Source organism: Streptomyces hainanensis, from assembly GCF_004348415.1.
Classification (GTDB): domain Bacteria; phylum Actinomycetota; class Actinomycetes; order Streptomycetales; family Streptomycetaceae; genus Streptomyces; species Streptomyces hainanensis.
On the sequence record NZ_SMKI01000005.1, the window covers coordinates 1 to 23,582 of the forward strand.

Sequence of the window (23,582 nt, forward strand, 5' to 3'; positions counted from 1 at the left end):
GTGGCGCTCCGCGGCGTGTGCCGAGGTCGCTCCGCTGCCCAGTTCCCGTCGTCCGCGTCGTCCCCGTGGCTCCCCTGTTCCCCGTGTTCCCCGTGGTTCTTCCGGTACCGCTGGTGTTCGGTCTGACATGCCTGAATCCCGCTACGTCATTTTTTGCGCGCTACTCAATCACTTACTTCCCTGACGCCACCAGAGTTCCCAGGAAGTCGTGTCTGATCCGTTCCGCCGGGATGCCCGAGGAGACCAGCGCGTCCATGCTCTTCCTGATCATCTGCGGGGGCCCCGAGAGGTAGCCGTCGAAATCGCCCCAGGGGCCGAACTCCCGTACGGCTTCGGGTAGTTGCCCGGGAAAGCCGCGGGTCGCGTACTGGGCGACGACGGGCCGTACGGACAGCCACGGCAGTCGGCGCTCCAACTCCAGGAAGGAGTCGAGGTCGTAGAGGTCCGAGTCGCGGTTGGCGCCGAAGAAGACCTCGACCTGCCGGCGCACCCCGTGTTGGGCGACGTCCTGGACGAGTGCCTTGATGGGGGCTATGCCGGTGCTGCCGCCGACGCACAGCAGGCCGCGGCTGGAGTTGTGGTCGACCGTCATCGAGCCTGCGGGCGGCCCGAGTTTGATGACGTCGCCGCGCCGGGCGCGGTGCACGAGCGCGCGCGAGACCCAGCCCGCGGGCACCGCCTTGACGTGGAACGACAGCAGCCCGTCGGAGCGGGGCGAGGAGGCGAAGGAGTAGTAGCGCCAGACGCGCGGCCACCACGGCGTCTCGATGCTGGCGTACTGGCCGGCACGGTACGGGTAGGGCTGGTCGGTCCGCACGGTGACGACGGCCACCTCGCTGGTGCGCCGCTCGTGGCTGACGATCTCGGCGAACCACCAGGGCGGCGCGCGGAGTTCGTCCTCGGCCGCGGCATCTATCATGATCTGCGAGATCGCCGTGTAGGCCCGCACCCAGGCGGCCTCGGCCTCCGGGCCCCAAGTGCTCGTCGCGTAGCGCTCCAGCGACAGCATCAGGCATTCGCCGACGGCCGGGTAGTGATCGGACCGGGTGCCGTATTTCCGGTGTCCGCGGCCCAGGTTGCACAGGTAGTCCGTCAAAGTGACGGTGTCGTCGATGTGTTCCGCGGCGACCAGCAGCGCGCCGAAGAGCCGGTCGCGTTGGGCGTCCATCGCGGCGGGGAACATGTCGCGCAACTGCGGATTGTGCAGGAAGAGCAGAGCGTAGAAGTAGGCGGTGGCCTGGTCGGACACCGGCTCGATCTCCGCGAGTGTGCGGCGAATCACCACGGCGTCGGGTGACGGTCGGTCATTTCGCGGCCGGTAGCGGTTCAGATCGGACTCAGCCCCTATCTGCCCGGCGAACTGTTCCTCGGCCGGGTGGCCCGAGGGGTGTCCGCCGGATTGTGCGGGCCGATAGCCACTCTGGTAGGCGCCCTGGCCGTGGCGCGCCGAAGCCGCCTGCCCGGCGGCGTGGCCCCTGCCGGGCTCACTGCCGTATCCGGCGGTGGTAGCGCCATCGTCGGCCGATATCGCGGTCATGACCTGCCTCGCCTCGATCAACTCCCGGTCGCACAGCGTGTCAGCCTGCTCACCCGGAGCGGGTGGTTAACCGGAAACCCGGCCATCGCGCCCCTGCATCTCATAAACTGGGCGGCTTCTGGCCGCCCCCCGATGCGGGACTGACCCTACCGTTATACGGACGAGACACAACCCCCCGGCGGAAACGCGATGTTCGTGCCATTCCTCCGTTTCTTAGACTGGGGGTCATGAATATCACCATGCGGCAGGCCGCTTCCGCCGATGTGCCCGAGATCGTGGCGATGCTGGCGGACGACCCGCTTGGCGCGCGGCGTGAGAATCCCGCCGATCAGGCCCCCTATCGGGCGGCTTTCGAGCGGATAGCGGCCGACCCGAACCAGTTGCTTTTCGTCGCGGAGGACGCCGACGATCCGGCCGCCGGGATCGTGGGAACTCTCACTCTCGCCGTCCTGCACACCCTCTCCCGGCAGGGCGCGTCGCGGGCGCTGGTCGAGGCGGTCCGGGTCAGGTCGGACGCGCGCGGCGGCGGCCTCGGCACCGAGCTGATGAAGCTGGCGATCGAGGAGGCGCGGGGGCGCGGCTGCGCGCTGGTGCAGCTGACGTCCGACGTGACCCGGCTGGAGGCCCACCGCTTCTACGAGCGGCTCGGCTTCGAGGCGACCCACCTCGGGTTCAAGATGGAGCTCTGACGGGCCGCCCGCGCGCCGGGCGTCATCGCCGGCCTCCCTCGGAGGCCCCCCATGGACGGGCGCCGCCGGGCACCGGCGCCGCCGGGTCGTAGGGGGTCCTGGTGAACACGAAGGTGCCGACGTCGAGGTGGTCGACCCGGCCGTCCGCGGCGTGGCCCACCCGCAGTGTCTCGCCCGCGTAGTAGCCGGTGAGGCCGGTCCAGGTGCCGTCCGTCTCGGGCCGGAACGCCGCGCCCCGCCCCGGGCCGCCGCCGGCGGGTGTGAGGTCGAGCACCCGCCCGGGCCGCAGCCGCAGCTCGAAGGGGGCGGTTCCCCAGTACCAGGGGCCGGTGAGCGCGACGAGCGCCGGATCGGGGTCCGGGTCCGGCCGCCACGGCTCCGGCAGGGTGGGTTCGCGCTCCAGCACCTCGGCGATCAGCCGGGTGCCGAGGGCGCCGGTGGCCGCCCCGCTGGTGACGTTGGCGAACACCACCGCGGCGACGCGCTCCTCGGGGCTGGCCCAGAGGCTCGCCACGAAGCCGGGCATCGAGCCGCCGTGCCCGACCAGCAGCCGGCCGTCCTGCCGCAGCAGTTGTACGCCGAGGCCGTAGCCGCCGTTCCAGCCCTCCGGTTCGGGGGGCGCGGCGGGCCGCCGCATCTCGGCCAGGGTCCCGTCGGCCAGCACGTCGTCCCGGCCGCCGAGCGAGAGGAACGCGGCGAACCGTGCCAGGTCGGCGGTGGTCGACCACAGCTGTCCGGCCGGCGCCATCCGCCCGATGTCCTCGGTCGGCTCCGGCTGCCTGACGTCGGCGTAGGGGTGCACGGCCCAGCCGCGCGCGTGCGGCTCCTCCGGGGCGGTTCCGGTGCGGGTCATGCCGAGCGGCAGCAGCACCTCGTCGCGCAGCGCCTCGGCCCACGGCCGGCCGCGCAGCCGCTCGACGAGGGCGCCGAGCAGCGCGTAGCCGGGGTTGGAGTAGTGGAAGCGGCGGCCCTCTGGGTGCTTCCTCGGGTGCTCGCCGAAGACGTCCGCCAGTTCGGGCCGCAGCTCGCCTGGTGTGCGCTCCCACCAGGGGCCGCGGGCCTCGGCGGCGAGGCCGCCGGTGTGGGCGAGGAGCTGCGCGATCGTGGCGTCGCCGCCGTGCGGGGTGTCCACGTGGGCCCCGATCCGGTCGGCGAGGTCGAGCAGTCCCTCGTCGCGGAGCCTGAGCACCTGGACGGCGGTCAGCGTCTTGGTGATCGAGCCGATGCGGTACTGGACGTCCTCCGGTTCCACCCCCGCGGGCAGTTCGCCGCGCGCGCCCCGCCACACCACCCGCCGGTCCCGCGCCACCGCCGCCACCATGGAGGGGGCCCGCCCCGTGGCCTGCGCCGTGGCCAGCCGCCGGTCGAGCGCCCGTGCCGTCTCCGCCAACAACCCGTCTTCGTGTCCGGTCATGCGTCCCACGGATACCCGCGGCGCGGCCCCGGCGCCACCGTGTTTCGCGCGTGGCGGGCCGCGGAAGCGGGGGCTGGTCCCCGACGACCGCCAGGACAGGGACCAGGACAGGGACCAGGACAGGACCCGGGCCCTGTCCTGGCCTAGCCGAACCACCAGTCGGCGCCGGCGCCGGTCAGCGTCGTTCTGAACAGCTCGGCCGACCGCGGGTTGGTGTCGCACCGCCAGACGCCGTGCGGGCAGTAGTCGCTGATGGTGTGGTAGATCGGCCGCTGTTCCGCGATCCACTCCAGCATGCGGCGCATGTATTCCGGGTTGTCGCCGTTCCGGAAGAGGCCCCATTCCGGGAACGAGATCGGCTTGCCGTGTTCCTTCGCGAAATCCACGTGCGCCCGGAGTCCGTAGGGCTGGCTGATCTGTTCGTCGAAACTCTCGCCGGGCGGCTGGTCGTACGAGTCCATCCCGACGATGTCCACCACGTCGTCCCCCGGATAGCAGCGGTCCCAGCCGATGGCGTCCCGGCCGCGGTTCGGCGCGAAGTCGAAGCGGAATTCCTGTCCGGGAACCTCCCGCATGACGGTGACGATGCGCCGCCAGTACGTGCGCCACGCCCCGGGATTCGGGGCGCACCGGTGGCTGTAGGTGGTGCCGTTCATCTCCCAGCCGAGCACCAGCACCGTGTCCGGGATGCCGGCCGCCACCAGGCGCTCGGCCAGGGTGCGGAAGTGGTCGTCGAACCGGCCGCGCGTGCCGTCCCGCAACAGCCGGCTGACCTCGCGGTCCGACAGCCCCGCCTCGTTGCGTTCCAGCATCGGCACGTTGAGCACGAACAGCCGGTCCTCTGCCGCGCGCCGCCATTCGGCCCACGGTCGGAGGAATTCCGGGCGGCCCTCGATATTCACCCACTCGTCGCCGGGCAGATAGGTGTGGCCGACCCGTGCCTCGGTGCCGCCGAGCCAGTCCTGGAGATCGACGAGCCGTTGGATTCCTTCGGGGCCGGCGCCGACGAAGGCGCCGAAGGAATCCTCGGGAACGGGTTGTGTCGGCCCGGCGGCCATCAGCAGTCCGGTGGCGGCGGCCGCCAGTCCGAGAAGCATCGCGTGGAATTCCTTTCGGAGAGACCGGTGAGGTGACCGGGAATCAGATTAAGCACACGATCTCTCGAATGAGCCGGGAGAAGGCTTTCGCCTAGGCCGATCGAGAGAGTTCCACTGCTCGTCCGGGGTATTCGCGCGTGGGCGCGTGAAAGAACGGTTTCCATGTCTCCGCCCGTCGCCCTCGACACCCGGGTGCCCGCGCTGTTGCTGCGGCTCGACCGCAATCCGTTCCACCACGGTTCGCTGGGGGCGGTCAGGTCACTGGGGCGGGCGGGCGTCGAGGCGCACGCCTTCGTCGAGTCGCCCACGGTGCCGTTGGCGCGTTCCCGCTACCTGGCCGCCGCGCACCGCTTCCGCGGCGACCCGCGCTCCGTGGACGACGTGGCGGACGCGCTGCTGGCCGCCGCCGCCAGGATCGGTCGGCCGGCGGTGCTGATCCCGATGGACGACGCGGGCGCGCTGGCCCTCGCCGCCCTCGCCGACCGGCTCGAAGGGCACTTCCTCTTCCCCCGGCTCCCGGCCGGCCTCGCCGAGCGGGCCGCCGACAAGGCCCGACTGGCCGAGCTCTGCGCCGCGTTGGACATCCCGCACCCGCCGACCCTCGTCCCCGGCAGCCCGGAGGAGGCCGCCGCCGCGGCCCGCGAACTCGGGCTGCCGGCGGTCGCCAAGTGGAGCCGCCCGTGGCTGCTGCCGCCCGGCTCCGGGCTGCGGAGCGTCACCCTGGTGAGGAGCGCGGCCCAGGCCGCGCGGCTCCACGCCCGGAGTGGGTCGGCCGGCGGCGAGCTGCTTCTGCAACGGCTGCTGCCGGCCGGCGGCGCCGGCACCGACTGGTTCTTCCACGGCTGCTTCGCCGCCGGCGGCCGCCCGCTGCTCACCGGCACCGGCCACAAGGAGCTGTCCTGGCCGCCGCGGGCCGGCCTCACGGCGGTCGGCGGCTGGCTGCCGAACCCGGCGGTCGCCGAACTGGCCGGCCGGCTGGCCGCGGCCGTCGGCTACCACGGCGTCCTCGACCTCGACTTCCGGCGGGACGCCCGCACCGGCGTCCACCACCTGCTGGACTTCAACCCGCGCCCCGGCGCGCAGTTCCGGCTCTTCGCCGACCGCGCCACCGGCCTCGACGTGGTCCGCGCCCTGCACCTGGACCTCACCGGCCGTTCCCCCGTGGGGGTTTCGCGGCCGCGGGCGGGCCGGACGTTCGTGGTCGAGCAGTACGGGCTGCTGGCCTCGTTCGCCGCGCGCCGCGCCCACTGGCCGGGATCCGGCGGCCGCGAGGTCGAGTGGGCCTGGTCCGCCTCCGACGACCCGGCCCCCCTGCTGGCCCTCACCCGTCACTGGCTGCGTCGGGCCTCGACCCGACGCACCGGCGCGGGTCGTTTCCCGACGACGTCCGTCGAACGCACCGAACCGCCCGTGGAGAAGGAGAACGCACGATGCACGACCTGGTAGTGGTGGGCGCCGGCCCGTACGGGCTCTCGGTCGCGGCGCACGCCGCGGCCGCCGGGCTCGATCTGCGGGTGCTCGGCCGCCCGATGGCCTCCTGGCGGGACCACATGCCCGACGGCATGTACCTGAAGTCCGAGCCGTGGGCCTCCGACCTCTCCGAGCCGGTCGGCGGCGACACGCTGGCCGCCTACTGCGCCGACCGCGGGTTGCGCGCCGAGCACGGCACTCCGTTGTCGATCGGCACGTTCACCCGCTACGGCCTCTGGTTCGCCGACCGGCTGCCGGTGCCCGTCGAAGACCGCACCGTGACGTCCGTCTCGGCCGGCCCCGACGGCTTCCGCGTCGAGACGGCGGACGGCGGGGCGCTGCTCGCCAGAACGGTGGTGCTCGCGGTCGGCGTGATGCCGTTCGTCCATCTCCCGGAGACGCTCCGGGAGTTGCCGGTCGGGTTGGCCTCGCACAGCAGCGACCACCGCGACCTGACGCGGTTCAAGGACACCGACGTGACGGTCGTCGGCGCCGGCCAGGCCGCGCTGGAGACGGCGGCGTTGCTGGCCGAACAGGGCGCCCGCCCCACCGTGGTGGCGCGGGCGGGCGGCGTCCGCTGGAACACCCTGCCGCAGCCGCTGCGGCGTGGCCCGTTGGCCCGGCTGCGCGCCCCGCACAGCGGGCTCGGCACCGGCTGGTCGACGTGGGTGTGGTCGGAGTTGCCGGGCGCGGTGCGCCGGCTGCCGGCCGGCAGCCGGGCGCACATCGCGGCCACCGCGCTCGGCCCGGCCGGTGCCTGGTGGCTGCGCGACCGGCTGGAGGGCGTCGTCCCGGTGCGGCTCGGCCGCGAACTGCTGCGGGCCGAGAGCACGGACGGCGGCACGGTCCGGGTCGAGCTGGCGACGGGGGAGGCCGGGGCCGGAACCGAGGTGCTGGAGTCCGGGCACGTCATCGCCGCCACCGGCTTCGTCCCCGACCTGCGGAGGCTCGGCATCCTCGACCCGGCGCTGCGGGACGGGCTGCGCACCGTGCGCGGCACCGGGGCGCCCGAGCTGAGCGGCGGCTTCGAGTCGTCGCGGCCCGGCCTGTTCTTCGCCGGGCTGCTGACGGCGCCGTCGTTCGGCCCCTCGATGCGGTTCGTCCACGGCGCCTCGTTCACCGCGCCCCGGCTGGTGCGCGGTGTCCGGCAGCGGCTCGGCGGCCGGCGGTGGCCGGTCCGCGTGCCGCGGCCGGCGGCGCGGGCGGCCGCCGGCCGGGAGCCGGTCGCCGCCCGCGCCGAGTAGCGGGCGCCGCCGCGCTCAGGCCGCCAGCTGGGTGGCCAGGTCCGTGGCCTTGGCGCGCGCGTCGCCGTGCGCCTTGGCCACCGACTCCTCGTACAGCCCCACCAGCGAGGACATCGCCGGCACCACGGGTGCCAGGGTCAGCTCGGGAACGATGAAGGTCGCCTCCAGCTTGAGCGCGCCGGTCAGCAGCCACTCCAGGTAGGACTGGGCGAAGTCGTTGCCCTCCATCGGCGTGCCGGGGCGGTAGGAGCCGCCGCGGCTGGTGACCACGGTGACGGGCCGGCCGGCGATGGTGGTGTTCTCGCCGGCGGTGCGCTCCATGATGATCACGTGGTCGATCCACGCCTTGAGGGTGGACGGGATCGTGTAGTTGTACAGCGGCGCGCCGAGCAGCACGGCGTCCGCGGACTCCAGCTCGGAGGCGAGCTCGTCGCGCAGCGCGAACGCGGCGACCTGCTCGGGGGTGCGCTCGGGGATCGGCACGTACTGGGTGTGGTAGGCGAGGCCGTCCAGGTGGGGCAGCGGGTTGGCCGCGAGATCCCGGTAGATCACGGTGCCCTTGGGGTGCTGTTCCTCCCACGCCTCGCGGAAGGTCTTGGTGACGGCCCGCGAGACCGAGTTGTCGCCGTTGATCGACGAGTCGATGTGCAGGAGCGTGGCCATGGGGTCCCTCCGGGGATAGCTTGGTTAGGTGCTGCAAGGTAGTACGCAACTACTAATACCACAGTCACTTACTTTTCCGCAGTAGCTCTCGGAGTTCCGGTAAGGTGGACACATGCTGGAGTCGCGGGGCGAAGTGGACGAACGGACGAGGCTGGACGGCGAACAATCAACGTGCATCGAGCCTGACTCGGCGGTGCAGCGGGTCTTCAACCTGTTGGGCAAGCGCTGGACGGGGGTGCTGATCGCCTCCCTGATGGGTGGCCCGGGTCACTTCACCGACCTCAGGCGCGCCATCCCCGGCATCAGCGAGCGCATGCTCTCCGACCGCCTCAGCGAGCTCGTCGGCATGGGCCTGCTGAACCGCGAGGTCCAGGAGGGCCCGCCGCTGCGGGTCACCTACCGGCTGACCAGGGCCGGCCAGGAGCTGCGCCCCGCACTGCTCGAACTGACCACCTGGGCCCAGACGCACCTGGGCCCCGAGGAGAGCCGGAACTGCCCCAGCGAGGAGCAGCTCGATCCCGGGGCAGCGCGCCGCAGGGCCTAGGCTGTCCGTGTGGCGGATGACACGACGACCGAAGCGGAAGAAGAGGCGGCGGCGACCGCACGACTCGAGGTGGCCGTCCGGGCCGCCGAGGCCGCGCTGATCGAGTTCGAGATCGCGGTGGAGACCTTCCGGATCGAGGTGGAGAACTTCTCCCGCCTGCACGAGCAGCGCCTCGGCCCCTACTACTCCCGTCTCGAGGAGCTCGACGCGCTGATCGCCGAGGCCGTCGCGGCCCGCACCGGCGATCCGGAGGACGAGCGCCGCGCCCGCGAGGCGCGCGCCGCCGTCGCGCCGATGCCGGGGATCGCGGACCTCTTCCACGGCTGGCTCGACAGCGACGGCTTCAGCCCCGAGGCGTACGCGATGCTCACCCAGCAGCCGGTCCAGCAGCCGCCCCGGGTGCGCCCCTCGGACGAGGCCCGCAAGCTCTACCGCGAGCTGGTCCGCAAGTGCCACCCCGACCTGGCCGTCGACCAGAACGAGCGTGACCGGCGCGACGTCTTCGTCTCCCGCGTCAACCAGGCGTACGCCCGGGGTGACGAGGACGCGCTGCGCGTCCTCGCCGACGAGTGGGAGCGGGGCCCGCGCGGCGAGGAGCCGGCGTGGGAGCGGCAGGACGAGCTGTACGCCCGCCTGGAGTGGCTGGCCGAGCGCAAGGACCTGCTGGCCGACGCCGCCGCCGCGCTGGAGGACAGCGCGGTCGGCTCCATGCTGCGGATGGCGGGCGACGACCCGGACGGCATGCTGGAGGAGATCGCCGAGGGCCTGCGGCAGCGGGTCGCCGAGCGCGAGGCCGAGCTGGTCCTGCTGCGCGGCGACGGCGCCGAGTAGCCCCCCGGCCGGCCCCGACCGGGCGTCGACCGGTGCCCGGCGGCCGGCGGGTAACCTCGGGGCCATGAGCTTCGCAGCCGTGCAGAACGTGTCCCCCGACGCCGTGCCCCAAGGGGCGCCGCTGCTCGACGTCCGGGAGCCGGAGGAGTGGCTCGCCGGCCACGCCCCGGGGGCCGTGCACATCCCCATCGGCCAGGTGGTCGAGCGCCTTCCGGAGATCAGGGACGCCGCCGCCGAGCAGACCCTCTACGTGGTCTGCAAGGTCGGCGGCCGCTCCGCCCAGGTCGCCGCCTACCTCGCCCAGCAGGGCCTGGACGTGGTCAACGTCGACGGCGGTCTGCACGCCTGGCAGCACGCCGGCCGCCCGCTGGTCGCCGAGCAGGACGGCGCGGAGCCGTTCGTCCTCTGAGCCGGCCGGCCCCCCGGGGCCCGGTTCAGTCGTCCGGGGCGGCCATCGCCGTGAGGCGGGCGGCGAGGCGGGCGGCGGCCGCCCGCAGCTCCGGCGGGTCCACCAACTCCGCCTCCAGGCCCAGCATGGCGATCCGCCCGACGACCACCTCCAGGTCGTCCCCGCCGGCGACCAGCAGGCACCACCCGTCGCGGTCCTCCTCGACCCGCCCCACCGTGGGCGGCACCAGGTCCCGCACCCGCTCGGCCGTGGCGTGGAGCCGCACCCGGACCACGTGCCGGTACGGCGACTCCGTGACCGACCGCCGCACGTAGGCGACCGGGTCCGGGTGCTCCCTGGGCCTGAAGCGCCAGGTCGTCGCCGTCACCCCGCCCATCCGGTCGAGCCGGAAGGTGCGCCAGTCGCCGCGGTCGACGTCCCACGCCATCAGGTACCAGCGGCGGCCCGTGGTGACCATCCGCACCGGCTCGACCGTGCGCTCCCGCCGCCCGCCGCGCCGGTCGGCGTACCCGAACCGCACCCGCACCGCGTCGCGGCAGGCCCTGGCCAGCGTCACCAGCACCTCGGCGTCGATCTCGACGCCGGCGCCGACCATGGTGTCGGTCGCCCCGTGCACCGCCCGCACCTCGGCGCGCAGCCGGGGCGGCATCACCTGGTCGAGCTTGGCCAGCGCCCGCAGCGCCGCCTCGGCCGCGCCGGCGACCGTGCCGCCCGACGCCAGCCGCAGCGACACCGCCGTGGCGATGGCCTCCTCGTCGTCGAGGAGCAGCGGCGGCAGCCGGGCGCCCGCGCCCAGTTGGTAGCCGCCGCCGACGCCCGGCGCCGCGCGCACCGGGTAGCCGAGCGCCCGCAGCCGCTCAACGTCGCGGCGCACCGAGCGGTCGGTGACCCCCAGCTCGGCGGCCAGCTCCGTGGCGGTCCACGACGCCCGGCGCTGCAACAGCGCCAGCAGCCGGAGCACCCGTTCGGTCGTCGTCTCGACGGTCATCTGGTCATCGTTCCACGCATCACGGAACGATCCTGTCCGGAATATGCGGGAGGCTGGCGCCATGACCGACCAGACCTGGAGCCGGACCTGGAACCCGCTGCTCCGCGATCAGCTCGACTGGCACTGGACGCACCAGCTGCGCAAGCGACTCGACGGACTCACCGACGACGAGTACTTCTGGGAGCCGGTACCCGACTGCTGGAACGTGCGCCCGCGCGGCACCGGAACCGCGCCGGTGCTGGCCGGTTCCGGCACGATGACCATCGACTTCGCGATGCCGGAGCCCAGCCCGCCGCCCCTCACCACCATCTCGTGGCGGCTCGCCCACGTGATCGTCGGCGTACTCGCGATGCGCAACGCCTCGCACTTCGGCCGGGTGCCGACCGACTACCAGTCGTTCGCGTACGCCCCGACCGCCGCCGAGGCGCTGGCCCAACTCGACGCCGAGTACGCCGCGTGGCAGGCCGGCGTCGAGTCCCTCGGCGAGGCCGGTCTGGCCCGCCCGTGCGGCGAGGCGGAGGGGCCGTACGCCGAACGACCGATGGCGGAGCTGGTGTTGCACATCAACCGGGAGGTCGTCCACCACCTCTCCGAGGTGTGCCTGCTCCGCGACCTGTACCTGCACACTCCACGAAAGGCGAGCTGAGATGGCCCGCGACGTTCAGATCACGTTCGACTGCGCCGACCCGGCGGCGCTCTCCGCCTTCTGGGCCGAGGCCCTCGACTACCGGCTCCAGGACTCGCCGCCCGGCTTCGCGTCCTGGGACCAGGCCCTGGACGCGATGGGCGTGCCGCCCGAGCGCCGCAACGACCGCTCGGCGGTGGTCGATCCGGAGGGGGCGGGCCCGCGGCTGTTCTTCCAGCGGGTGCCGGAGGGCAAGGCGGCCAAGAACCGGGTGCACCTCGACGTGCGCGCCGCCCCGGGGCTGGCCGGCGACGCGCGGATGGCGGCCCTGGAGGCGGCGGCCGAACGGCTCGTGGCGCTCGGCGCCACCCGGCTCGAACGGCACGAGCCCGCGCCGCCGCTCGGCGGCGGCCACCTCGTGCTGGCCGACCCCGAGGGCAACGAGTTCTGCCTCGACTGACCCCTGCCTCGACTGACCCCTGCCACCCCGCCCGTCAACGGCCGTCCGCGCAGAGGGCGGTGTCGACGGTCTCCTGGAGGTGGGTGCGGGTGTCGCCCGGCATGGCCATGGTGGTCGTGTAGACCGTCACCGTCCGGGAGCCGGCGGCGCGGGAGCCTGGCAGGTGGCCGCCGAGCACCGTGTCGCCCGGCAGGTCGCCGCCGTGGCCGTAGTAGCGGCCGCCGCAGCTCAGCGGGAAGCTCGCGATGCCGTACCCGTACCGGGTGTCCTCCGGGTGGACCCCGTCGCCGCCGACGGTGGACGCGTCGTGCGTCATCAGCCAGACCGCCCAGCGCGGCAGGAGCTCGCCGTCGAACAGCGCCTCCCAGAAGGCGTTCAGGTCCTCCGGGGTGGACACCAGGCCGCCCGCGGCGCCGAAGAGGTGGCCGGGCAGCTCGGTCAGGTCGGTGGGGCCGGCCTCCGGGTCGGCCGGGCTCACACCGTAGTTGTGGGCGTGCGGCCCCCGGAGGGCCGTCTCGCCCGGCTCCGGCCAGTAGGTGGCGTCGAGACCCAGCGGCTCGATGACGGTGTCCTCGACGTACGTGCGGAAGTCGTCGCCCGTCACGCTCTCGATGATCATGCCGAGGACCAGGTAGTTGGTGTTGGAGTAGGCCCAGTCGGTGCCGGGCTCGAACAGCGGCTCCTGGGAGAGCGCGAGCGCCAGGTGGTCCTCGGGCGTCGAGTCGACGGCCGTCCAGTCCATCAGGCCGACGTACTCCGGCAGGCCGCTGCGCTGCGCCAGCAACTCCCGCACGGTGACCTCGCTCCCGGCGAGCCGCGGCACGTACGCGCCGGCCCGGTCGCCGAGGCCCAGCCGCCCGTCGAGGATCAGCCGCATGACCGCCACCGACGTGAACGACTTGCTGTTGCTGGCGATCCGCACCCGGCCGTCGGCGCCGACCATCGGCCGGTCGGTGCCGGACTCCGCGGTGCCCGCCCGGTAGGTCGCGTCGCCGGTGAACGCCAGCGCGCCCGGCACACCGTCCTGCTCCACCAGCCGGTCCACCTGCTCCCGCACCGGGTCCGTGTCCCGACCGCCGGCCGCGGCGACCGGGGCCGCCACCCCCACCAGGGTGGCGGCGAACAGGGCGGCGGCGGTGAGGCGGCGGCGAATCATCAGGAGCTCCCTGGGTGTTGTGCCGGTGGTTCCGATCGACTGCCCCAAGCCTCTCGGCCGACCGGCCGCCGGGCACTGGCCGCAGACACCCGACGTGACGGTGTACCCAGCACCACCCGTCAGGTGGGCTCGGGGAGTGCGCCGAGCCGCGCCGCGACCCGCTCGCGCAACAGCAGGTACTCCGCCCAGCGCCGCGGCAGCGGCCCCGGCGGACGCTCCACGACGCGCGCCGCCGTGACGTCCTGCCCGCGCTGGAACTGCTCGCGCGTCAGGTCGAGTTCGACTCCGCTGGACAGCCGGTTCCACCAGTGGAAGCCGTGCTGGACCCCGTCGAGATACACCTCCCCCACCACGAGGTCGCCCCCGAAGACGTCGTTGACGACCAGCGCCGTGACATCGCAGTGCCCCCAGGCCGGGTTCTCCGGCCCCCACTCGGCCTGGTTGTCGGGCGAACACGTGTCGGCGGCCCAACTCGCGCGCAACGCCCGGTCGAGGCCCACCAGGTTCCAAGGAGTCATGGCCCCAGCATCACAGTCGCCACTGACACCGCCGTGCTGCGCGCGGTGTGGAGGGTGTCACCAGCGGGGTGTCACCAGCCCCCCTGTGAACACGGGTCACAGGGCCATGGGTCGGAGCGGAGAACTTTTCTAGCGTTCTTCCCGTCGGAACACGACGAACCGAAGTGTGAAGCAACTCGTTGGAGGAAAGTCCCATGGCCCGCAAGAAGTTCGGAACGGCCGCCGCGATCGCGCTCTGCACCGCCCTGGCAGGTGTGACGCTCGTCGGCTGCTCCGACTCCGACCCGGACGCGGAGTCGGCCCCGGAGACGGAGGCGACCACCGAGGCCCCCGCCGGGGACGCGGACGAGGAACTGCTCACCGGCCCCCGGACGATCACGGTCGGGGAGTACTCGGTCAACGTCTCCTGCTCCGGCACCCCGGTCGACGGCCGGCCGACCGTCGTCCTGCTGCACGGCGGTGGCGACGACCTGTTGACCATGGCCGACTTCCAGGAGGCGCTGAGCGCGGAAGGCCGGGTCTGTTCCTACGACCGGCTGGGCGCCGGCGGCAGCGACCAGCCCGCCGGGCCGCAGGACTTCGACGACACCAGCGAGGTGCTGGACGGCGTGCTGGCCCAGGTCGCAGGCGACGAGGGCGCGGTGCTGGCCGGCCACTCGATGGGTGGGCTGATCGCCGCCCGCTACGCCCCCGACCACCAGGACCGGGTCGCCGGCCTGGTGCTGCTGGACGCCACCCCGCCCACCCAGGTCGGTGACCTCACCAACCGGATCCCGGAGTCGGCCACCGGCCCGGCCGCCGAGGTGCGCGCCCAGACCCTCGCCATCTTCGAGGGCCAGAACCCGGAGCAGCTGGTCTTCACCGACGGCGAGGTCCGCTCGGCCGGCGACATCCCGGTGCGGGTCGTCCAGCACGGCGTGCAGTACCTCGGCGAGGTCCCCGAGTACGGGGCCGGCCTGGAGGAGGACTGGACCGCGGGCCAGGAGCAGTGGCTGGCGCTGTCCAGCGACAGCGAGCTCAGCACCGCCGAGAACAGCGGCCACTACATCCACGTCGAGGCACCCGACGTGGCCGCCGACGCCGTCAACGAGGTCGCCGGCCTGGCCACCGCCGGCTGAGCACCCGACCCGACCCGGCCCGGCAGCCCCCCGGCTGCCGGGCCTTCGGCGTGCGCGCCGCGCGTCAGGCCACCGCGCCGGCCACTCCGCTGCGGCCGGCCGGGACGCCCGCGATCGTCACGATGACCTGCTCGCGGACGGCCTCGCCGAGCACGTCGACCACGGCCTCGGTGGCGTTGGCGACCAGGCGGGCCGGGGCGTCCGGGATCTGCGGCAGGTGGTAGGCGGCCTCGCGCATGCTGAGGGTGACGAGCGGCGCGACGAGGTCGGTCGGGGCGCCGCCGATGCCCCGGCGGTGCGCCGGGATGCCGATCAGGTCCACCCCGACGAGGCGGCGGAACTCCTCGCCGTAGACGGCGCCCACCGCGTCGGTCAGGGCGCCGATCAGCTTCGGTTCTACCGTTCCGTCGAGGGCGTCCTCGCGGATGTGCACGCTGAAGTGCGGCATGGTGGGATCTCCGTTCAGGCCGGTACATAGGATGGAGGGAAGCTGGCTTTGCCAGCAAAGCATCTTTGATGACAAAGATAAAACGGGAGAGGGGTGCGATGTCAAGGCCCGAGCCGCGCGGTGACGTGGCGGCGGCTGCCGCGAGCGGGGTCGACGACACCGTCAGGGACCTGCTGCTGCTGATGCCCCGGATGGTGGGCCGGGTCAAGAAGATCCCGGTGCCCGAGGCGCTGCGGTCCCTCGCGCTGGCCCCGCGACACCTCTCGCTGCTGTCCTACCTGCTCTTCGACGGGGCGATGACCGTCAACGAACTGGCCGCCCGACTCCAGGTCGCGCCGACGACGGTGAGCCTGCTGATCGGCGACCTGAGCCGGAAGGGCATCCTGGAGCGGCACGAGGACCCGGCCGACCGGCGGCGGCGGATCATCCGCATCGCGGCCGACCAGCAACCCGCGATCGCCGCCTGGCTCGCCCCCGGCGCGGCCGCGTGGCGCGAGGCGTTGGCACCCCTGACGCCCGAGCAGCGGCGGCTGTTCGTCGACACGTTGCTCGCGTACGAGGCCGCGGTCAGCCGCGAGGGGTCGAACCAGGAGCCGGCGCCGGGGCGTTGACGAGCAGTTCGACCAGGGCGCGGGCCCGCCGGGCCGGCGTCCTCCTGTCCGGCGTCGAGGTCGCGAGCCGCGCACCTTCGAGGAGTGGGCCCGCGCCCACGCCCGCGAGTTCCCCCAGGAACCGTCCGGGGGCCGGACCGTCGGTCAGCTCAGCCGGGCGTCGGCGTAGACGGCCATGGCGTCGCGCTGGTAGGCGGCCAGTCCCTCGGCGATCCGGTCGAAGTTCGCACGGAACCCGGGGTCGTCGAGGTAGGTCTGGCCGAGCCCCCGGTACGCGGCCGCGCACGGGGTCCAGAACCGGCACACGCCCTGGTAGTGGGCGTCCACCTCGGCCTGCACCGCGGGGTCGGCGACGGGTGTGCCGGCCACCATGAACTCCGCCATGCGGATCAGCTGCGCCGTCGCCTCACGCTGCCACCGCTCCATGCCGTCGGCGGTCATCCCCGCGACGGCTTGCCGGGACTGCTCCCACTGCTCCGGCCAGCGCTCGCGCGCCTCCGCCTCGTGGTGGCCGGGCTCGAACCCCTCGAACAGGTTCTCCGGCCTGTTGATCCTCGCCATGTCGCTGTCGTCCCTGCCTTCCTCCAGTGCGGCGATGGTGCGGCCGACCGTGCGGGCGAGCGTCTCCAGCCGGTCGCGTTCCGCGAGCAGTCGTCGGTGGTGTTCGCGGAGCGCGGCCAGTTGATCCACCTGGTTGTCCAGGACCTCCTGGATCTCGCGCAGTCCCAGGCCCAGTTCCCGCATCAGCAGGATCTGCTGGAGCCGCAGCAGGTCGGCCTCCTCGTAGTGGCGGTGCCCGTTGCTCCCGATCCACGCCGGTGGCAGCAGGCCGATCTCGTCGTAGTGCCGCAGCGTCCGGGACGTCACCCCGGACATCCGCGCCACATCCGCGATCGACCACGCCATTGCCCCGCCTCCCGTCGCCTGGCCGGTCTCTCCGGCCACACCGACGACGGTAGGAGTTGACGTAGCGGAAACCGCAAGTCGGCGGCGCGGCGTCAGCCCGCGAGCTGCCTCCGCAGGTCCTCGGCGTCGTGGAGGGCGGACATGTGCAGGAACCTGCCGTCGCGGATGCGGTAGATGGCGTACTCGACGATCTCGATCGACCTGCCGGTCGGCGCCGCCCCGAGCCATTCCCTGGTGGGGGTACCGGTGTTGAGCAGGCGGGCGGCGAGTCGGTCGCCGTCGACGGCGATCTCCTGGGTCTCCCAGTGGAAGTCGGGGACCGCGTCGACGATGCTTTTCAGCTGCGCGACGACGGCCGCTCGGGAGCTCGGCTCGCTGTGCAGGACGACGGACTCGTGGACGAACTCGTCCATGCGGTCGAACTCGTGGGCGTTGAGGGCCTCGATGTAGCGCTTGTAGAAGTCGCGCAGGTCGGTGTCGGGCATGAGCTTTCCCTTTCTGTCGCCCGGGACCGGATCGGGGCCGGGCCGGGGCCGAGCGGAATCTCGCGGTGGGGCCTGCCTGTTGACGGCGTCCCGATCAACGGGAACCGGAGCCTCGCGAGTTCTATTCCGATCGGTACAGAAGTGGGGTCACGCCCCGGGGTTCAGCGTGGTCGCCGCTGCACGACGTCGGCGAGCACCGTGGTCACCAGCCGGTTGACGGTCGCGGTGGTCGGCGGGCCCGGGTCGTCGCGGTCGGCGAACAGCAGGTGCCCGCCCCCGACCAGGGAGAGGGTGAGTGAGTCGATGTCGGCGTCGGCCGAGATGCGGCCCCGCGCGCGCTCGTCGGCCAGGTAGGCGGAGACCGCGGTCGCGACCTGGGCGAGGATCGCGATGCCGCCGCCGGGCCTGGCCTGCCGCAGCCGTGCGCGCAACTCGTCCCGGAAGGTGATGAGCGGGATGATCGCCACGGGAACCGGCCCGAACAGGGTGGTCAGCGCCTCGGTGAGGTTGTCGGCCACGGTGCCGGTGCCGACGGTCTCGCGCAGCGCGTGCGCCTGCGTCTCCAACCGCGCGGCCCGGTCCAGCACCAGCTCGGTGAGGAAGGCGTCGAAGTCGGCGAAGTGCCGGTGCAGGACGCCCTTGGCGCAGGCTGCCTCGTCGGTGACGGCCCGGCTGGTCAGCCCGTTCGGGCCGTCTCGCAGCAGCACGCGCTCGGCGGCGTCGAACAACTGCTGCCGCGCGTCGCGAAGGTGTACCCCGGTCGGCACTCCCCGCTCCTCCCTGTTGGCGTGTGGGCGCTTGCCCACTATGGTGGGCGCATGCCCACTCTATCGCGGGAGCACCCCGAACCGGCGCGGCCGCATCAGGCCCGAGGGACGGCCGAGTCGTTCGGCACGGACGCGCGACGCTACGACCAGGCCCGCCCCGACTACCCCGACGACCTGGTGGCGCGCGTCGTCGCCGGCAGCCCGGGGCGTGACGTGCTCGACGTCGGCTGCGGCACCGGCATCGCGGCCCGCCAGTTCCAGGCCGCCGGCTGCGCCGTGCTCGGCGTCGAACCGGACGCGCGGATGGCCGACTTCGCGCGGGCCGGCGGCCTGCGGGTCGAGGTCGCGACCTTCGAGACCTGGGAGCCGGCCGGCCGCGTCTTCGACGCGCTGGTCGCCGCCCAGTCCTGGCACTGGGTGGACCCGGCCGCCGGCGCCGTGAAGGCGGCCCGGGTGCTCCGTCCGCACGGACGCCTGGCGATCTTCGGGCACGTCTTCGAACCGCCCGCCGAGGTGGCCGAGCCGTTCGCCGCGGCCTTCCGGCGGGTGGCGCCCGACTCCCCGTTCGCCGGCCAGCCGGCGCGACGTCCCCTGGAGACCTACCAGGCCGGGTACGCGAGGATCGCCGACCGGATCCGCGAGACCGGGCGCTTCGACGACCCGGAACAGTGGCGGTTCGACTGGGAGCGGTCCTACACGCGCGACCAGTGGCTGGACCTGCTCCCCACCACCGGCGGCCTCACCCGACTCCGACCCGACCAACTGGCCGAGATCCTGGGCGCGGTCGGCCAGGCCGTCGACGCGCTGGGCGGCCGCTTCACGATGCGCTACACCACACTGGCGACCACCGCCGTGCGCGCCGGCACCCGCCGGCCGGCCGGGGCGACGCGGCCGTGAGCCAGTACGTCGACCTGGGGCAGCGGACCCTCTGGAACCCGTCCAACGGCGCGGCCCGGCTGTTTCTCCGGCAGGCCGCCGTCTTCGAGGCCGAACTCGGCCTGCCCTCCGGCTTCGGTGAGATGAGCGACGACGAGTGCCAGATCGACCCCGCGGCCCTGAAGAGATTCGTCGAAGCCCTGCTGGAGCACCACCTCCGCACGAACCACGCGGTCGTGAGCGCCCTCTCCGAAGGCTTCCTGGCGACCGTGCTCGTGCTGGCCGAACGGGCCGGCATCGAACTCGGCCGGCCGCCCGAGGACCGGATCCGGGACGCGTCCCGCGAGCTGAGCCGTGCCATGGCCCGCTGAGCGGGCACGCCTCGCCGGTCAGAGCGTCCGGCCACGGAGCCGCCGCGAAAACCGGTTGGCGGACCACGACGACCACGGCTACCTTGCCGGAGGCCGTGCGAGAGAACGAGGAGGTGGTACCCGTGAACGCAGTATCGACATGGGTGCTCCCCTCCGGGGTCACGGTCGGGCGATAGGTCGTCGTCCGGGAGCGCCGTTCACGAGCACTCCCGAAAGGCACGACCATGCGATTCACCTCCGAGCAGCGCCTCGACGACGGCGTCCTCGAACGCGAATTCACCCTCGACGAGATCCCCGGCTTCCTGTGGACGCCCCGATCCGCGTCCGTATCCGCACCGGTGCCGCTGATCCTGCTCGGCCACCCCCCGCTCGGGCTGCGCAGGATGTATCCCCGACTGGTGGACCGGGCCCTGCGCGCCGCGGCGGACGGCTTCGCCACAGCCACCATCGAACTCCCCGGGAGCGGCGACCGGCCGCGTCGGGCCGACGCCGACCAGGCCCGCGCCGACCTGCGCCGGGCCGTGGAAGCGGGTGAGCCGGTCGACGACGAGATCGTGGACCGGCTCGTCCTCCCGCTGGTCGACGAGGCGGTCCCGGAATGGCGGGCCGCCCTCGACGCCGTCCTCTCGGTGCCCGGGATCGGTGGCCCGGTCGGGTACTCGGGGGGAGTGATCTCCCTCGGGATCCGGCTGGCGGTGGTCGAGCCGCGCATCGCGGCCGCCGTCCTGTTCGCCGGGAGTTTCGTGCCGCGCGCCCTGTTCGAGGAGGCCCGGCAGGTCACCGTTCCGCTGCACGTCCTGTTGCAGTGGGACGACGAGGGGAACGACCGGCAGCAGGCCCTCGACCTGTTCGACGCCTTCGGCTCCGCGGAGAAGACGCTGCACGCCACCATGGGCGGACACACCGGCGTCCCGCCGTTCGCGGGGGACGCCGCGGCCCGGTTCCTCGCCCGGCACCTGAGGTAGCGGGGCCGGGCCGGCAGGCCGGCAGCCGTACGGCCGCCCGACTGCCCCGACCGCGCCGGCAACGGCCGGTCGGGGCGGCGGCGTTCACGTGGAGGGAGTCAGTCCGCCGTGCCGGGCTCGGCGACCCGTGGTTGCCGTGCCTGGTTCCGGAACTGTGCGGGCGACGAGCCGACCACGCGGCGGAACGCGGTGCTGAACGCGCTCTCGGACTGGTAGCCCGTGGCCCGTGCGAGTTCGGAGATCGACAGGGTGTCGCGGGCGAGGGCGTCGCGCGCGAGGCTCATGCGCCACTGGATCAGGTACTCCAACGGCGGGACCCCGACATGGCTCTTGAAGGTCTGGGCGAACGCGGAACGCGACATGTGGCTGATCTCGGCGAGCTCCCTGAGGCTCCAGGAGTGGGCCACGTCCGCGTGCACGGCACGCAGGGCGGCACCGATGCCGTCCTCGTTGAGGGCGCCCAGCCAGCCGGTGGGCCGGTCCGTCCGACCGGCGTGCGCGCGCAGCATGTGCACGAGCAGGATCTGCGCGAGGTGGTTCTGCACCAGCGGGCCGCCGGCGGCGGCGATCCCGACCTCGGTGGCCAGGTGGTCGATCAGCTGCGCGAGCCGCGTGCCGTGCGGATCGGCCACGCGGACGACCACGAGCGGCGGCAGAAGATCGGTCAGGAGGGCCGCGTTCCGGTCGTCGAACGCGATGTGCCCGACGCAGAGGTAGAGGTCCTCCTCGGACTCCGGGCCGATCCGCACGAACGCGTCCTCGGCACCCGTCCACACCGGCCCCGCGGGGCGCGGGCTCGCGTCGAGCGCGCTGGCCAGCACGTAGGGCGGCGGGTTGCCCAGCATGAAGGTGTCACCCTCCCGCAGGAGCACCGGCTCGTGCCCTTCGAGGACCAACCAGCAGGTGCCGCGCACGAGGCCCCCGACCCGCACGTGCGGGAACGGCTCGAAGCGCAGGGCCCACTCTCCCGCGGCCCGGAGACTGGGCCCTATCACCGTGCGGGGCCGGAGCAGGCCGATCGCGTCAGCCACGGGATCCCGAAATCCGAGCACCGACGACACACCTCCTGGACGATGCGTAAAGAATGCCGGACTGTGCGCCATGGATAGTATCCCCGCTCTTCCGCAGTATCGATGGCGAACGGATCGGATCGGCATCGAGAGAGCGTGGGAGACACCCGCATGGGACTGCTGGAAGGCAAGACGTCCGTCGTCACCGGGGGCAGCACCGGTATCGGCCTGGCCACCGCCCGACGGCTGGCGGACGAGGGCGCGTACGTGTTCGTCACCGGCCGACGCGAGGCCGAACTGGAGGCCGCCGTCAAGACCATCGGAGCGGACCGGGCCACCGCGGTGGTCGGCGACATCGCGAAGCCGGCGGACCTGGACCGGCTCTACGCGGCGGTCCGCGCGCGAGGCGAGGGCGTGGACGTGCTCGTGGCGAATGCGGCGGTCGGTTCGTTCGTGACGCTGGAGCAGACCACCGAGGAGCACTTCGACCACACCTTCGCGGTCAACGTCCGGGGCACGCTGTTCACCGTGCAGAAGGCGTTGCCGGTGCTCAACGACGGAGCCTCGATCGTCCTGGTCGGTTCGACGGCCGGCGACCGTGGAGTGGAGGCGTTCGGCGCGTACGCGGCGTCGAAGGCGGCCGTCCGGTCCTTCGCGCGGACGTGGTCCAACGAGCTCAAGGGCCGTGGCATCCGGGTCAACGTGGTCTCGCCGGCCTGGATCGAGACCCCCGGTGGCACCGCCGCCTTCGGCGACGAGGAGACCGCCCGGGCCGTCAGGGAGAACGTCGCCGCGACCGTGGCCAAGGGCCGCATGGGCCAACCCGAGGAAGCCGCCGCGGTCGTGGCCTTCCTGGCCTCGGAACAGAGCAGCTACGTCGTCGGCGCGAACATCTACGTCGACGGCGGCACGAACCAGATCTGAGCGGGCCTCGCGCTGCCCGCCGATGTCGAATCGGCCTCTTCGCGGGCGAGTCGTTCCACGATGGCGTCGGCCTGACGGTCGGGGAACGCGTCCAGCAGCCAGCTGCCGCCTTCTTGCGGTGACATGACTACCGAAGGTGCGCGAGAGGAGACACGTCGCCGAGCCCGTACCGGTTGAACCGGTACGGGTCCCGTGAGGTGTTCAGCGGACGAAGCGGTCCAGCCGGGCGACGACCTGCCGCAGCACGTCGACCGATCCCGCCACGTCGTCCGGTAGTTCCAGGGCGTGGTCCGCGGCCGGCACTTCCAGGACCTCGTGCCCCGACGACGCGGCGATCCCCGCGTCCCACCAGCCGTCGGCGGTTCCGCCGACGAGCAGGGTCGACGCCTCGGCCCGCCGCAGCGCACCCGCCACGAACTCGTCGGTGAGCAACGGCGTCAGCCAGACCGCCGCGATCCGCCGATCGGCCGCGACGCCGGCGGCGAGCGTGCCGAGCGACTTGCCGACGAGCAACCGGCAGGCCCCTCCCTCGGCGTCGACGGCCTCATTCACCTGCCGCTCGACCCAGGCGATCCGCTCGCCGGCGGGCCACCGGGAGAGGCCGTCCGGGACCTGCCACCACAACTCCTGGACCGTCCACCCGTGGTGGAGCAGCACGGCGCGGGCGAAGTGCAGCAGCGGCCTGGCGGGCGTGTACCCCATGCCGGGAATGACGAGCGCGACGCGGTCACGGTCACCGTCGAAGCGGGTGGGATCAGGCATGGTCGCCAGGGTACGGGCCGGTACCGGCCGAGCCCGTACGAGTCGAGGGCCCCGCCGTACGGGATGCGACCTCGGGGGGCGTCAGAGGGACGACCGCGAAACCTGGTTGGTCTCGTCTCGCAGCCACACGGTCCCGCGCTGTACGCGCGGTGTTTCCCTAGGGCGCGGGGACCAGGCGGAGCACCGTGACGATCAGCACGGCCGCGCTGACTTCGTAACGCACGAGCGCCACCCCGCCAACCGCGGCCTCGCGGCGGTCTCGGTCGCCCCTGACCGCAGCGGATCCGCAGTCGTAGGGACGGGCCGCGATGGCACGCATGCCGTCCTCGAACGGCTTCCGGTGTTCCGGCGCGAGGGCCAGTCTGCTGGCCGCGCCCCGTCCGTGTACGCGACGCGGTAGGCCCTCACCCGGCGCTCCGCCAAGCGTCGTCGGTCTCGTCGGCGAAGGTGACGGATGAGAAGTCGCCTTCCTTCAGCCGTGCGACCAACACCTCCTCGGGGGCGTCGAGTTCGGTGGGGATGTGCATGGCCCAACGTGCGAGAACCATCAGCAGGTTCCGGGCGTCCGTCGTGCACACCTCCTGGTCGAAAGCCTCCCGTTCGCCCTCCGGCAGGGCGGCCCGGATGCCGGCGATGGTGCTTGGCACCTCCACCATCCCTCCAGGACCGGACATTCGGAAGGGCTTCGGTTCGA

At 73.1% G+C, this 23,582-nt stretch carries 28 protein-coding genes and 1 pseudogene; 14 read left to right on the forward strand and 15 right to left on the reverse strand.

From position 1 onward, the window contains the following. Positions 1-172: 172 nt before the first annotated feature. Complete coding sequence (locus E1283_RS00850) at positions 173-1,537, reverse strand: globin domain-containing protein (RefSeq protein WP_243744516.1); 1,365 nt, start codon at positions 1,535-1,537, stop codon at positions 173-175. Positions 1,538-1,764: 227 nt separating this feature from the next. Between E1283_RS00850 and E1283_RS00855 the strand changes: the two genes are divergently transcribed. After that, the gene (locus E1283_RS00855; RefSeq protein ID WP_243744517.1) at positions 1,765-2,226 is read left to right on the forward strand and encodes a GNAT family N-acetyltransferase; all 462 of its coding nucleotides are present in this window, start codon (positions 1,765-1,767) and stop codon (positions 2,224-2,226) included. 22 nt (positions 2,227-2,248) lie between these two features. Here E1283_RS00855 and E1283_RS00860 read toward each other — a convergent pair whose 3' ends face one another. Together E1283_RS00860 and E1283_RS00865 are read right to left on the reverse strand one after the other, a co-directional pair. Continuing rightward, positions 2,249-3,640, reverse strand: a complete 1,392-nt coding sequence (locus tag E1283_RS00860) for a serine hydrolase domain-containing protein (RefSeq protein WP_132815477.1) — start codon at positions 3,638-3,640, stop codon at positions 2,249-2,251. A gap of 34 nt (positions 3,641-3,674) precedes the next feature. Next, a pseudogene (locus E1283_RS00865) lies at positions 3,675-4,737 on the reverse strand (glycoside hydrolase family 26 protein); the annotation flags it as partial. A 162-nt stretch (positions 4,738-4,899) separates the two neighbouring features. Here E1283_RS00865 and E1283_RS00870 point away from each other — a divergent pair. Continuing rightward, positions 4,900-6,183, forward strand: a complete 1,284-nt coding sequence (locus tag E1283_RS00870) for a carboxylate--amine ligase (RefSeq protein WP_132815481.1) — start codon at positions 4,900-4,902, stop codon at positions 6,181-6,183. Then, complete coding sequence (locus tag E1283_RS00875) at positions 6,168-7,451, forward strand: NAD(P)-binding domain-containing protein (protein WP_132815483.1); 1,284 nt, start codon at positions 6,168-6,170, stop codon at positions 7,449-7,451. The genes E1283_RS00870 and E1283_RS00875 overlap by 16 nt, the downstream gene beginning before the upstream one ends. A gap of 15 nt (positions 7,452-7,466) precedes the next feature. Here the strand turns inward: E1283_RS00875 and E1283_RS00880 are convergent, their stop codons facing one another. After that, positions 7,467-8,114: an FMN-dependent NADH-azoreductase gene (locus E1283_RS00880; protein WP_132815485.1), complete on the reverse strand. Its 648-nt coding sequence runs from the start codon at positions 8,112-8,114 to the stop codon at positions 7,467-7,469. A 112-nt stretch (positions 8,115-8,226) separates the two neighbouring features. Here E1283_RS00880 and E1283_RS00885 point away from each other — a divergent pair, with 112 nt between their 5' ends. The 3 genes from E1283_RS00885 (at position 8,227) to E1283_RS00895 (ending at position 9,898) form a co-directional block, all read left to right on the forward strand. Beyond that, positions 8,227-8,658 (forward strand): winged helix-turn-helix transcriptional regulator, encoded by a 432-nt coding sequence (locus tag E1283_RS00885; RefSeq protein ID WP_132815487.1) that lies wholly within the window; start codon positions 8,227-8,229, stop codon positions 8,656-8,658. Positions 8,659-8,667: 9 nt separating this feature from the next. Next, positions 8,668-9,489, forward strand: coding sequence for a J domain-containing protein (locus E1283_RS00890; protein ID WP_132815489.1), 822 nt, complete (start codon positions 8,668-8,670; stop codon positions 9,487-9,489). Between the two features lie 64 nt (positions 9,490-9,553). After that, entirely contained in the window at positions 9,554-9,898 is a 345-nt protein-coding gene (locus tag E1283_RS00895) for a rhodanese-like domain-containing protein (RefSeq protein WP_132815491.1), read from the forward strand. 25 nt (positions 9,899-9,923) lie between these two features. Here E1283_RS00895 and E1283_RS00900 read toward each other — a convergent pair whose 3' ends face one another. After that, a complete protein-coding gene (locus E1283_RS00900; protein ID WP_132815492.1) occupies positions 9,924-10,886 on the reverse strand; it encodes a helix-turn-helix transcriptional regulator in 963 nt (320 codons plus the stop codon). 61 nt (positions 10,887-10,947) lie between these two features. Between E1283_RS00900 and E1283_RS00905 the strand changes: the two genes are divergently transcribed. Together E1283_RS00905 and E1283_RS00910 are read left to right on the forward strand one after the other, a co-directional pair. Continuing rightward, positions 10,948-11,532: a DinB family protein gene (locus tag E1283_RS00905; protein WP_132815494.1), complete on the forward strand. Its 585-nt coding sequence runs from the start codon at positions 10,948-10,950 to the stop codon at positions 11,530-11,532. A 1-nt stretch (position 11,533) separates the two neighbouring features. Then, entirely contained in the window at positions 11,534-11,971 is a 438-nt protein-coding gene (locus E1283_RS00910) for a VOC family protein (RefSeq protein ID WP_132815496.1), read from the forward strand. A gap of 34 nt (positions 11,972-12,005) precedes the next feature. Here E1283_RS00910 and E1283_RS00915 read toward each other — a convergent pair whose 3' ends face one another. Both E1283_RS00915 and E1283_RS00920 read right to left on the reverse strand, forming a co-directional pair. Continuing rightward, positions 12,006-13,127 (reverse strand): serine hydrolase domain-containing protein, encoded by a 1,122-nt coding sequence (locus E1283_RS00915; RefSeq protein ID WP_132815498.1) that lies wholly within the window; start codon positions 13,125-13,127, stop codon positions 12,006-12,008. Between the two features lie 119 nt (positions 13,128-13,246). Further along, the gene (locus tag E1283_RS00920; protein ID WP_132815500.1) at positions 13,247-13,645 is read right to left on the reverse strand and encodes a YunG family protein; all 399 of its coding nucleotides are present in this window, start codon (positions 13,643-13,645) and stop codon (positions 13,247-13,249) included. A 194-nt stretch (positions 13,646-13,839) separates the two neighbouring features. Between E1283_RS00920 and E1283_RS00925 the strand changes: the two genes are divergently transcribed. Further along, on the forward strand, positions 13,840-14,763 hold the full coding sequence (locus tag E1283_RS00925; protein WP_132815502.1) for an alpha/beta fold hydrolase: 924 nt from the start codon (positions 13,840-13,842) through the stop codon (positions 14,761-14,763). A 64-nt stretch (positions 14,764-14,827) separates the two neighbouring features. Here the strand turns inward: E1283_RS00925 and E1283_RS00930 are convergent, their stop codons facing one another. Continuing rightward, a complete protein-coding gene (locus E1283_RS00930; protein ID WP_132815504.1) occupies positions 14,828-15,211 on the reverse strand; it encodes a hypothetical protein in 384 nt (127 codons plus the stop codon). Positions 15,212-15,309: 98 nt separating this feature from the next. Here E1283_RS00930 and E1283_RS00935 point away from each other — a divergent pair, with 98 nt between their 5' ends. Beyond that, complete coding sequence (locus E1283_RS00935) at positions 15,310-15,822, forward strand: MarR family winged helix-turn-helix transcriptional regulator (protein WP_132815506.1); 513 nt, start codon at positions 15,310-15,312, stop codon at positions 15,820-15,822. Between the two features lie 144 nt (positions 15,823-15,966). Here E1283_RS00935 and E1283_RS00940 read toward each other — a convergent pair whose 3' ends face one another. The 3 genes from E1283_RS00940 to E1283_RS00950 all read right to left on the reverse strand — a co-directional run bounded on the left by E1283_RS00940 (position 15,967) and on the right by E1283_RS00950 (position 17,980). Then, positions 15,967-16,728, reverse strand: a complete 762-nt coding sequence (locus E1283_RS00940) for a MerR family transcriptional regulator (protein ID WP_132815508.1) — start codon at positions 16,726-16,728, stop codon at positions 15,967-15,969. A gap of 92 nt (positions 16,729-16,820) precedes the next feature. Beyond that, positions 16,821-17,213 (reverse strand): ester cyclase, encoded by a 393-nt coding sequence (locus tag E1283_RS00945; protein WP_132815510.1) that lies wholly within the window; start codon positions 17,211-17,213, stop codon positions 16,821-16,823. Between the two features lie 161 nt (positions 17,214-17,374). Next, positions 17,375-17,980 (reverse strand): TetR/AcrR family transcriptional regulator, encoded by a 606-nt coding sequence (locus tag E1283_RS00950; RefSeq protein ID WP_132815512.1) that lies wholly within the window; start codon positions 17,978-17,980, stop codon positions 17,375-17,377. Between the two features lie 51 nt (positions 17,981-18,031). Between E1283_RS00950 and E1283_RS00955 the strand changes: the two genes are divergently transcribed. The 3 genes from E1283_RS00955 to E1283_RS00965 all read left to right on the forward strand — a co-directional run bounded on the left by E1283_RS00955 (position 18,032) and on the right by E1283_RS00965 (position 20,192). Then, positions 18,032-18,877, forward strand: coding sequence for a class I SAM-dependent methyltransferase (locus E1283_RS00955; RefSeq protein WP_132815514.1), 846 nt, complete (start codon positions 18,032-18,034; stop codon positions 18,875-18,877). Then, the gene (locus E1283_RS00960; protein WP_132815516.1) at positions 18,874-19,227 is read left to right on the forward strand and encodes a DUF6086 family protein; all 354 of its coding nucleotides are present in this window, start codon (positions 18,874-18,876) and stop codon (positions 19,225-19,227) included. Before E1283_RS00955 ends, E1283_RS00960 begins: the two co-directional genes overlap by 4 nt. Positions 19,228-19,451: 224 nt before the next feature. Next, complete coding sequence (locus E1283_RS00965; protein WP_132815518.1) at positions 19,452-20,192, forward strand: dienelactone hydrolase family protein; 741 nt, start codon at positions 19,452-19,454, stop codon at positions 20,190-20,192. Positions 20,193-20,290: 98 nt separating this feature from the next. Here E1283_RS00965 and E1283_RS00970 read toward each other — a convergent pair whose 3' ends face one another. Beyond that, positions 20,291-21,223 (reverse strand): AraC family transcriptional regulator, encoded by a 933-nt coding sequence (locus tag E1283_RS00970; protein WP_243744518.1) that lies wholly within the window; start codon positions 21,221-21,223, stop codon positions 20,291-20,293. A 150-nt stretch (positions 21,224-21,373) separates the two neighbouring features. On the opposite strand from E1283_RS00970, the gene E1283_RS00975 reads away from it, so the two are divergent. Further along, positions 21,374-22,126 carry an SDR family NAD(P)-dependent oxidoreductase gene (locus E1283_RS00975; RefSeq protein WP_132815522.1) on the forward strand — a complete coding sequence of 251 codons (753 nt, stop codon included), beginning with the start codon at positions 21,374-21,376 and terminating at the stop codon, positions 22,124-22,126. On the opposite strand, the gene E1283_RS36945 is transcribed toward E1283_RS00975, so the two are convergent. The 3 genes from E1283_RS36945 to E1283_RS00985 form a co-directional block, all read right to left on the reverse strand. After that, a complete protein-coding gene (locus E1283_RS36945) occupies positions 22,096-22,251 on the reverse strand; it encodes a hypothetical protein (protein WP_165955964.1) in 156 nt (51 codons plus the stop codon). The genes E1283_RS00975 and E1283_RS36945 overlap by 31 nt on opposite strands. Positions 22,252-22,327: 76 nt before the next feature. Further along, the gene (locus E1283_RS00980; protein ID WP_132815524.1) at positions 22,328-22,888 is read right to left on the reverse strand and encodes an alpha/beta hydrolase; all 561 of its coding nucleotides are present in this window, start codon (positions 22,886-22,888) and stop codon (positions 22,328-22,330) included. Between the two features lie 404 nt (positions 22,889-23,292). Continuing rightward, positions 23,293-23,535: a hypothetical protein gene (locus E1283_RS00985; protein WP_132815526.1), complete on the reverse strand. Its 243-nt coding sequence runs from the start codon at positions 23,533-23,535 to the stop codon at positions 23,293-23,295. Between the last annotated feature and the right edge of the window lie 47 nt (positions 23,536-23,582).

Bases quoted from the DNA above. Each gene is read 5' to 3' on its own strand.
- E1283_RS00850 (WP_243744516.1), bottom strand. From the start codon at position 1,537: ATGACCGCGATATCGGCCGACGATGGCGCTACCACCGCCGGATACGGC.
- E1283_RS00855 (WP_243744517.1), top strand. From the start codon at position 1,765: ATGAATATCACCATGCGGCAGGCCGCTTCCGCCGATGTGCCCGAGATC.
- E1283_RS00860 (WP_132815477.1), bottom strand. From the start codon at position 3,640: ATGACCGGACACGAAGACGGGTTGTTGGCGGAGACGGCACGGGCGCTC.
- E1283_RS00870 (WP_132815481.1), top strand. From the start codon at position 4,900: ATGTCTCCGCCCGTCGCCCTCGACACCCGGGTGCCCGCGCTGTTGCTG.
- E1283_RS00875 (WP_132815483.1), top strand. From the start codon at position 6,168: ATGCACGACCTGGTAGTGGTGGGCGCCGGCCCGTACGGGCTCTCGGTC.
- E1283_RS00880 (WP_132815485.1), bottom strand. From the start codon at position 8,114: ATGGCCACGCTCCTGCACATCGACTCGTCGATCAACGGCGACAACTCG.
- E1283_RS00885 (WP_132815487.1), top strand. From the start codon at position 8,227: ATGCTGGAGTCGCGGGGCGAAGTGGACGAACGGACGAGGCTGGACGGC.
- E1283_RS00895 (WP_132815491.1), top strand. From the start codon at position 9,554: ATGAGCTTCGCAGCCGTGCAGAACGTGTCCCCCGACGCCGTGCCCCAA.
- E1283_RS00900 (WP_132815492.1), bottom strand. From the start codon at position 10,886: ATGACCGTCGAGACGACGACCGAACGGGTGCTCCGGCTGCTGGCGCTG.
- E1283_RS00905 (WP_132815494.1), top strand. From the start codon at position 10,948: ATGACCGACCAGACCTGGAGCCGGACCTGGAACCCGCTGCTCCGCGAT.
- E1283_RS00910 (WP_132815496.1), top strand. From the start codon at position 11,534: ATGGCCCGCGACGTTCAGATCACGTTCGACTGCGCCGACCCGGCGGCG.
- E1283_RS00915 (WP_132815498.1), bottom strand. From the start codon at position 13,127: ATGATTCGCCGCCGCCTCACCGCCGCCGCCCTGTTCGCCGCCACCCTG.
- E1283_RS00920 (WP_132815500.1), bottom strand. From the start codon at position 13,645: ATGACTCCTTGGAACCTGGTGGGCCTCGACCGGGCGTTGCGCGCGAGT.
- E1283_RS00925 (WP_132815502.1), top strand. From the start codon at position 13,840: ATGGCCCGCAAGAAGTTCGGAACGGCCGCCGCGATCGCGCTCTGCACC.
- E1283_RS00930 (WP_132815504.1), bottom strand. From the start codon at position 15,211: ATGCCGCACTTCAGCGTGCACATCCGCGAGGACGCCCTCGACGGAACG.
- E1283_RS00935 (WP_132815506.1), top strand. From the start codon at position 15,310: ATGTCAAGGCCCGAGCCGCGCGGTGACGTGGCGGCGGCTGCCGCGAGC.
- E1283_RS00940 (WP_132815508.1), bottom strand. From the start codon at position 16,728: ATGGCGTGGTCGATCGCGGATGTGGCGCGGATGTCCGGGGTGACGTCC.
- E1283_RS00945 (WP_132815510.1), bottom strand. From the start codon at position 17,213: ATGCCCGACACCGACCTGCGCGACTTCTACAAGCGCTACATCGAGGCC.
- E1283_RS00955 (WP_132815514.1), top strand. From the start codon at position 18,032: ATGCCCACTCTATCGCGGGAGCACCCCGAACCGGCGCGGCCGCATCAG.
- E1283_RS00965 (WP_132815518.1), top strand. From the start codon at position 19,452: ATGCGATTCACCTCCGAGCAGCGCCTCGACGACGGCGTCCTCGAACGC.
- E1283_RS00975 (WP_132815522.1), top strand. From the start codon at position 21,374: ATGGGACTGCTGGAAGGCAAGACGTCCGTCGTCACCGGGGGCAGCACC.
- E1283_RS36945 (WP_165955964.1), bottom strand. From the start codon at position 22,251: ATGTCACCGCAAGAAGGCGGCAGCTGGCTGCTGGACGCGTTCCCCGAC.
- E1283_RS00980 (WP_132815524.1), bottom strand. From the start codon at position 22,888: ATGCCTGATCCCACCCGCTTCGACGGTGACCGTGACCGCGTCGCGCTC.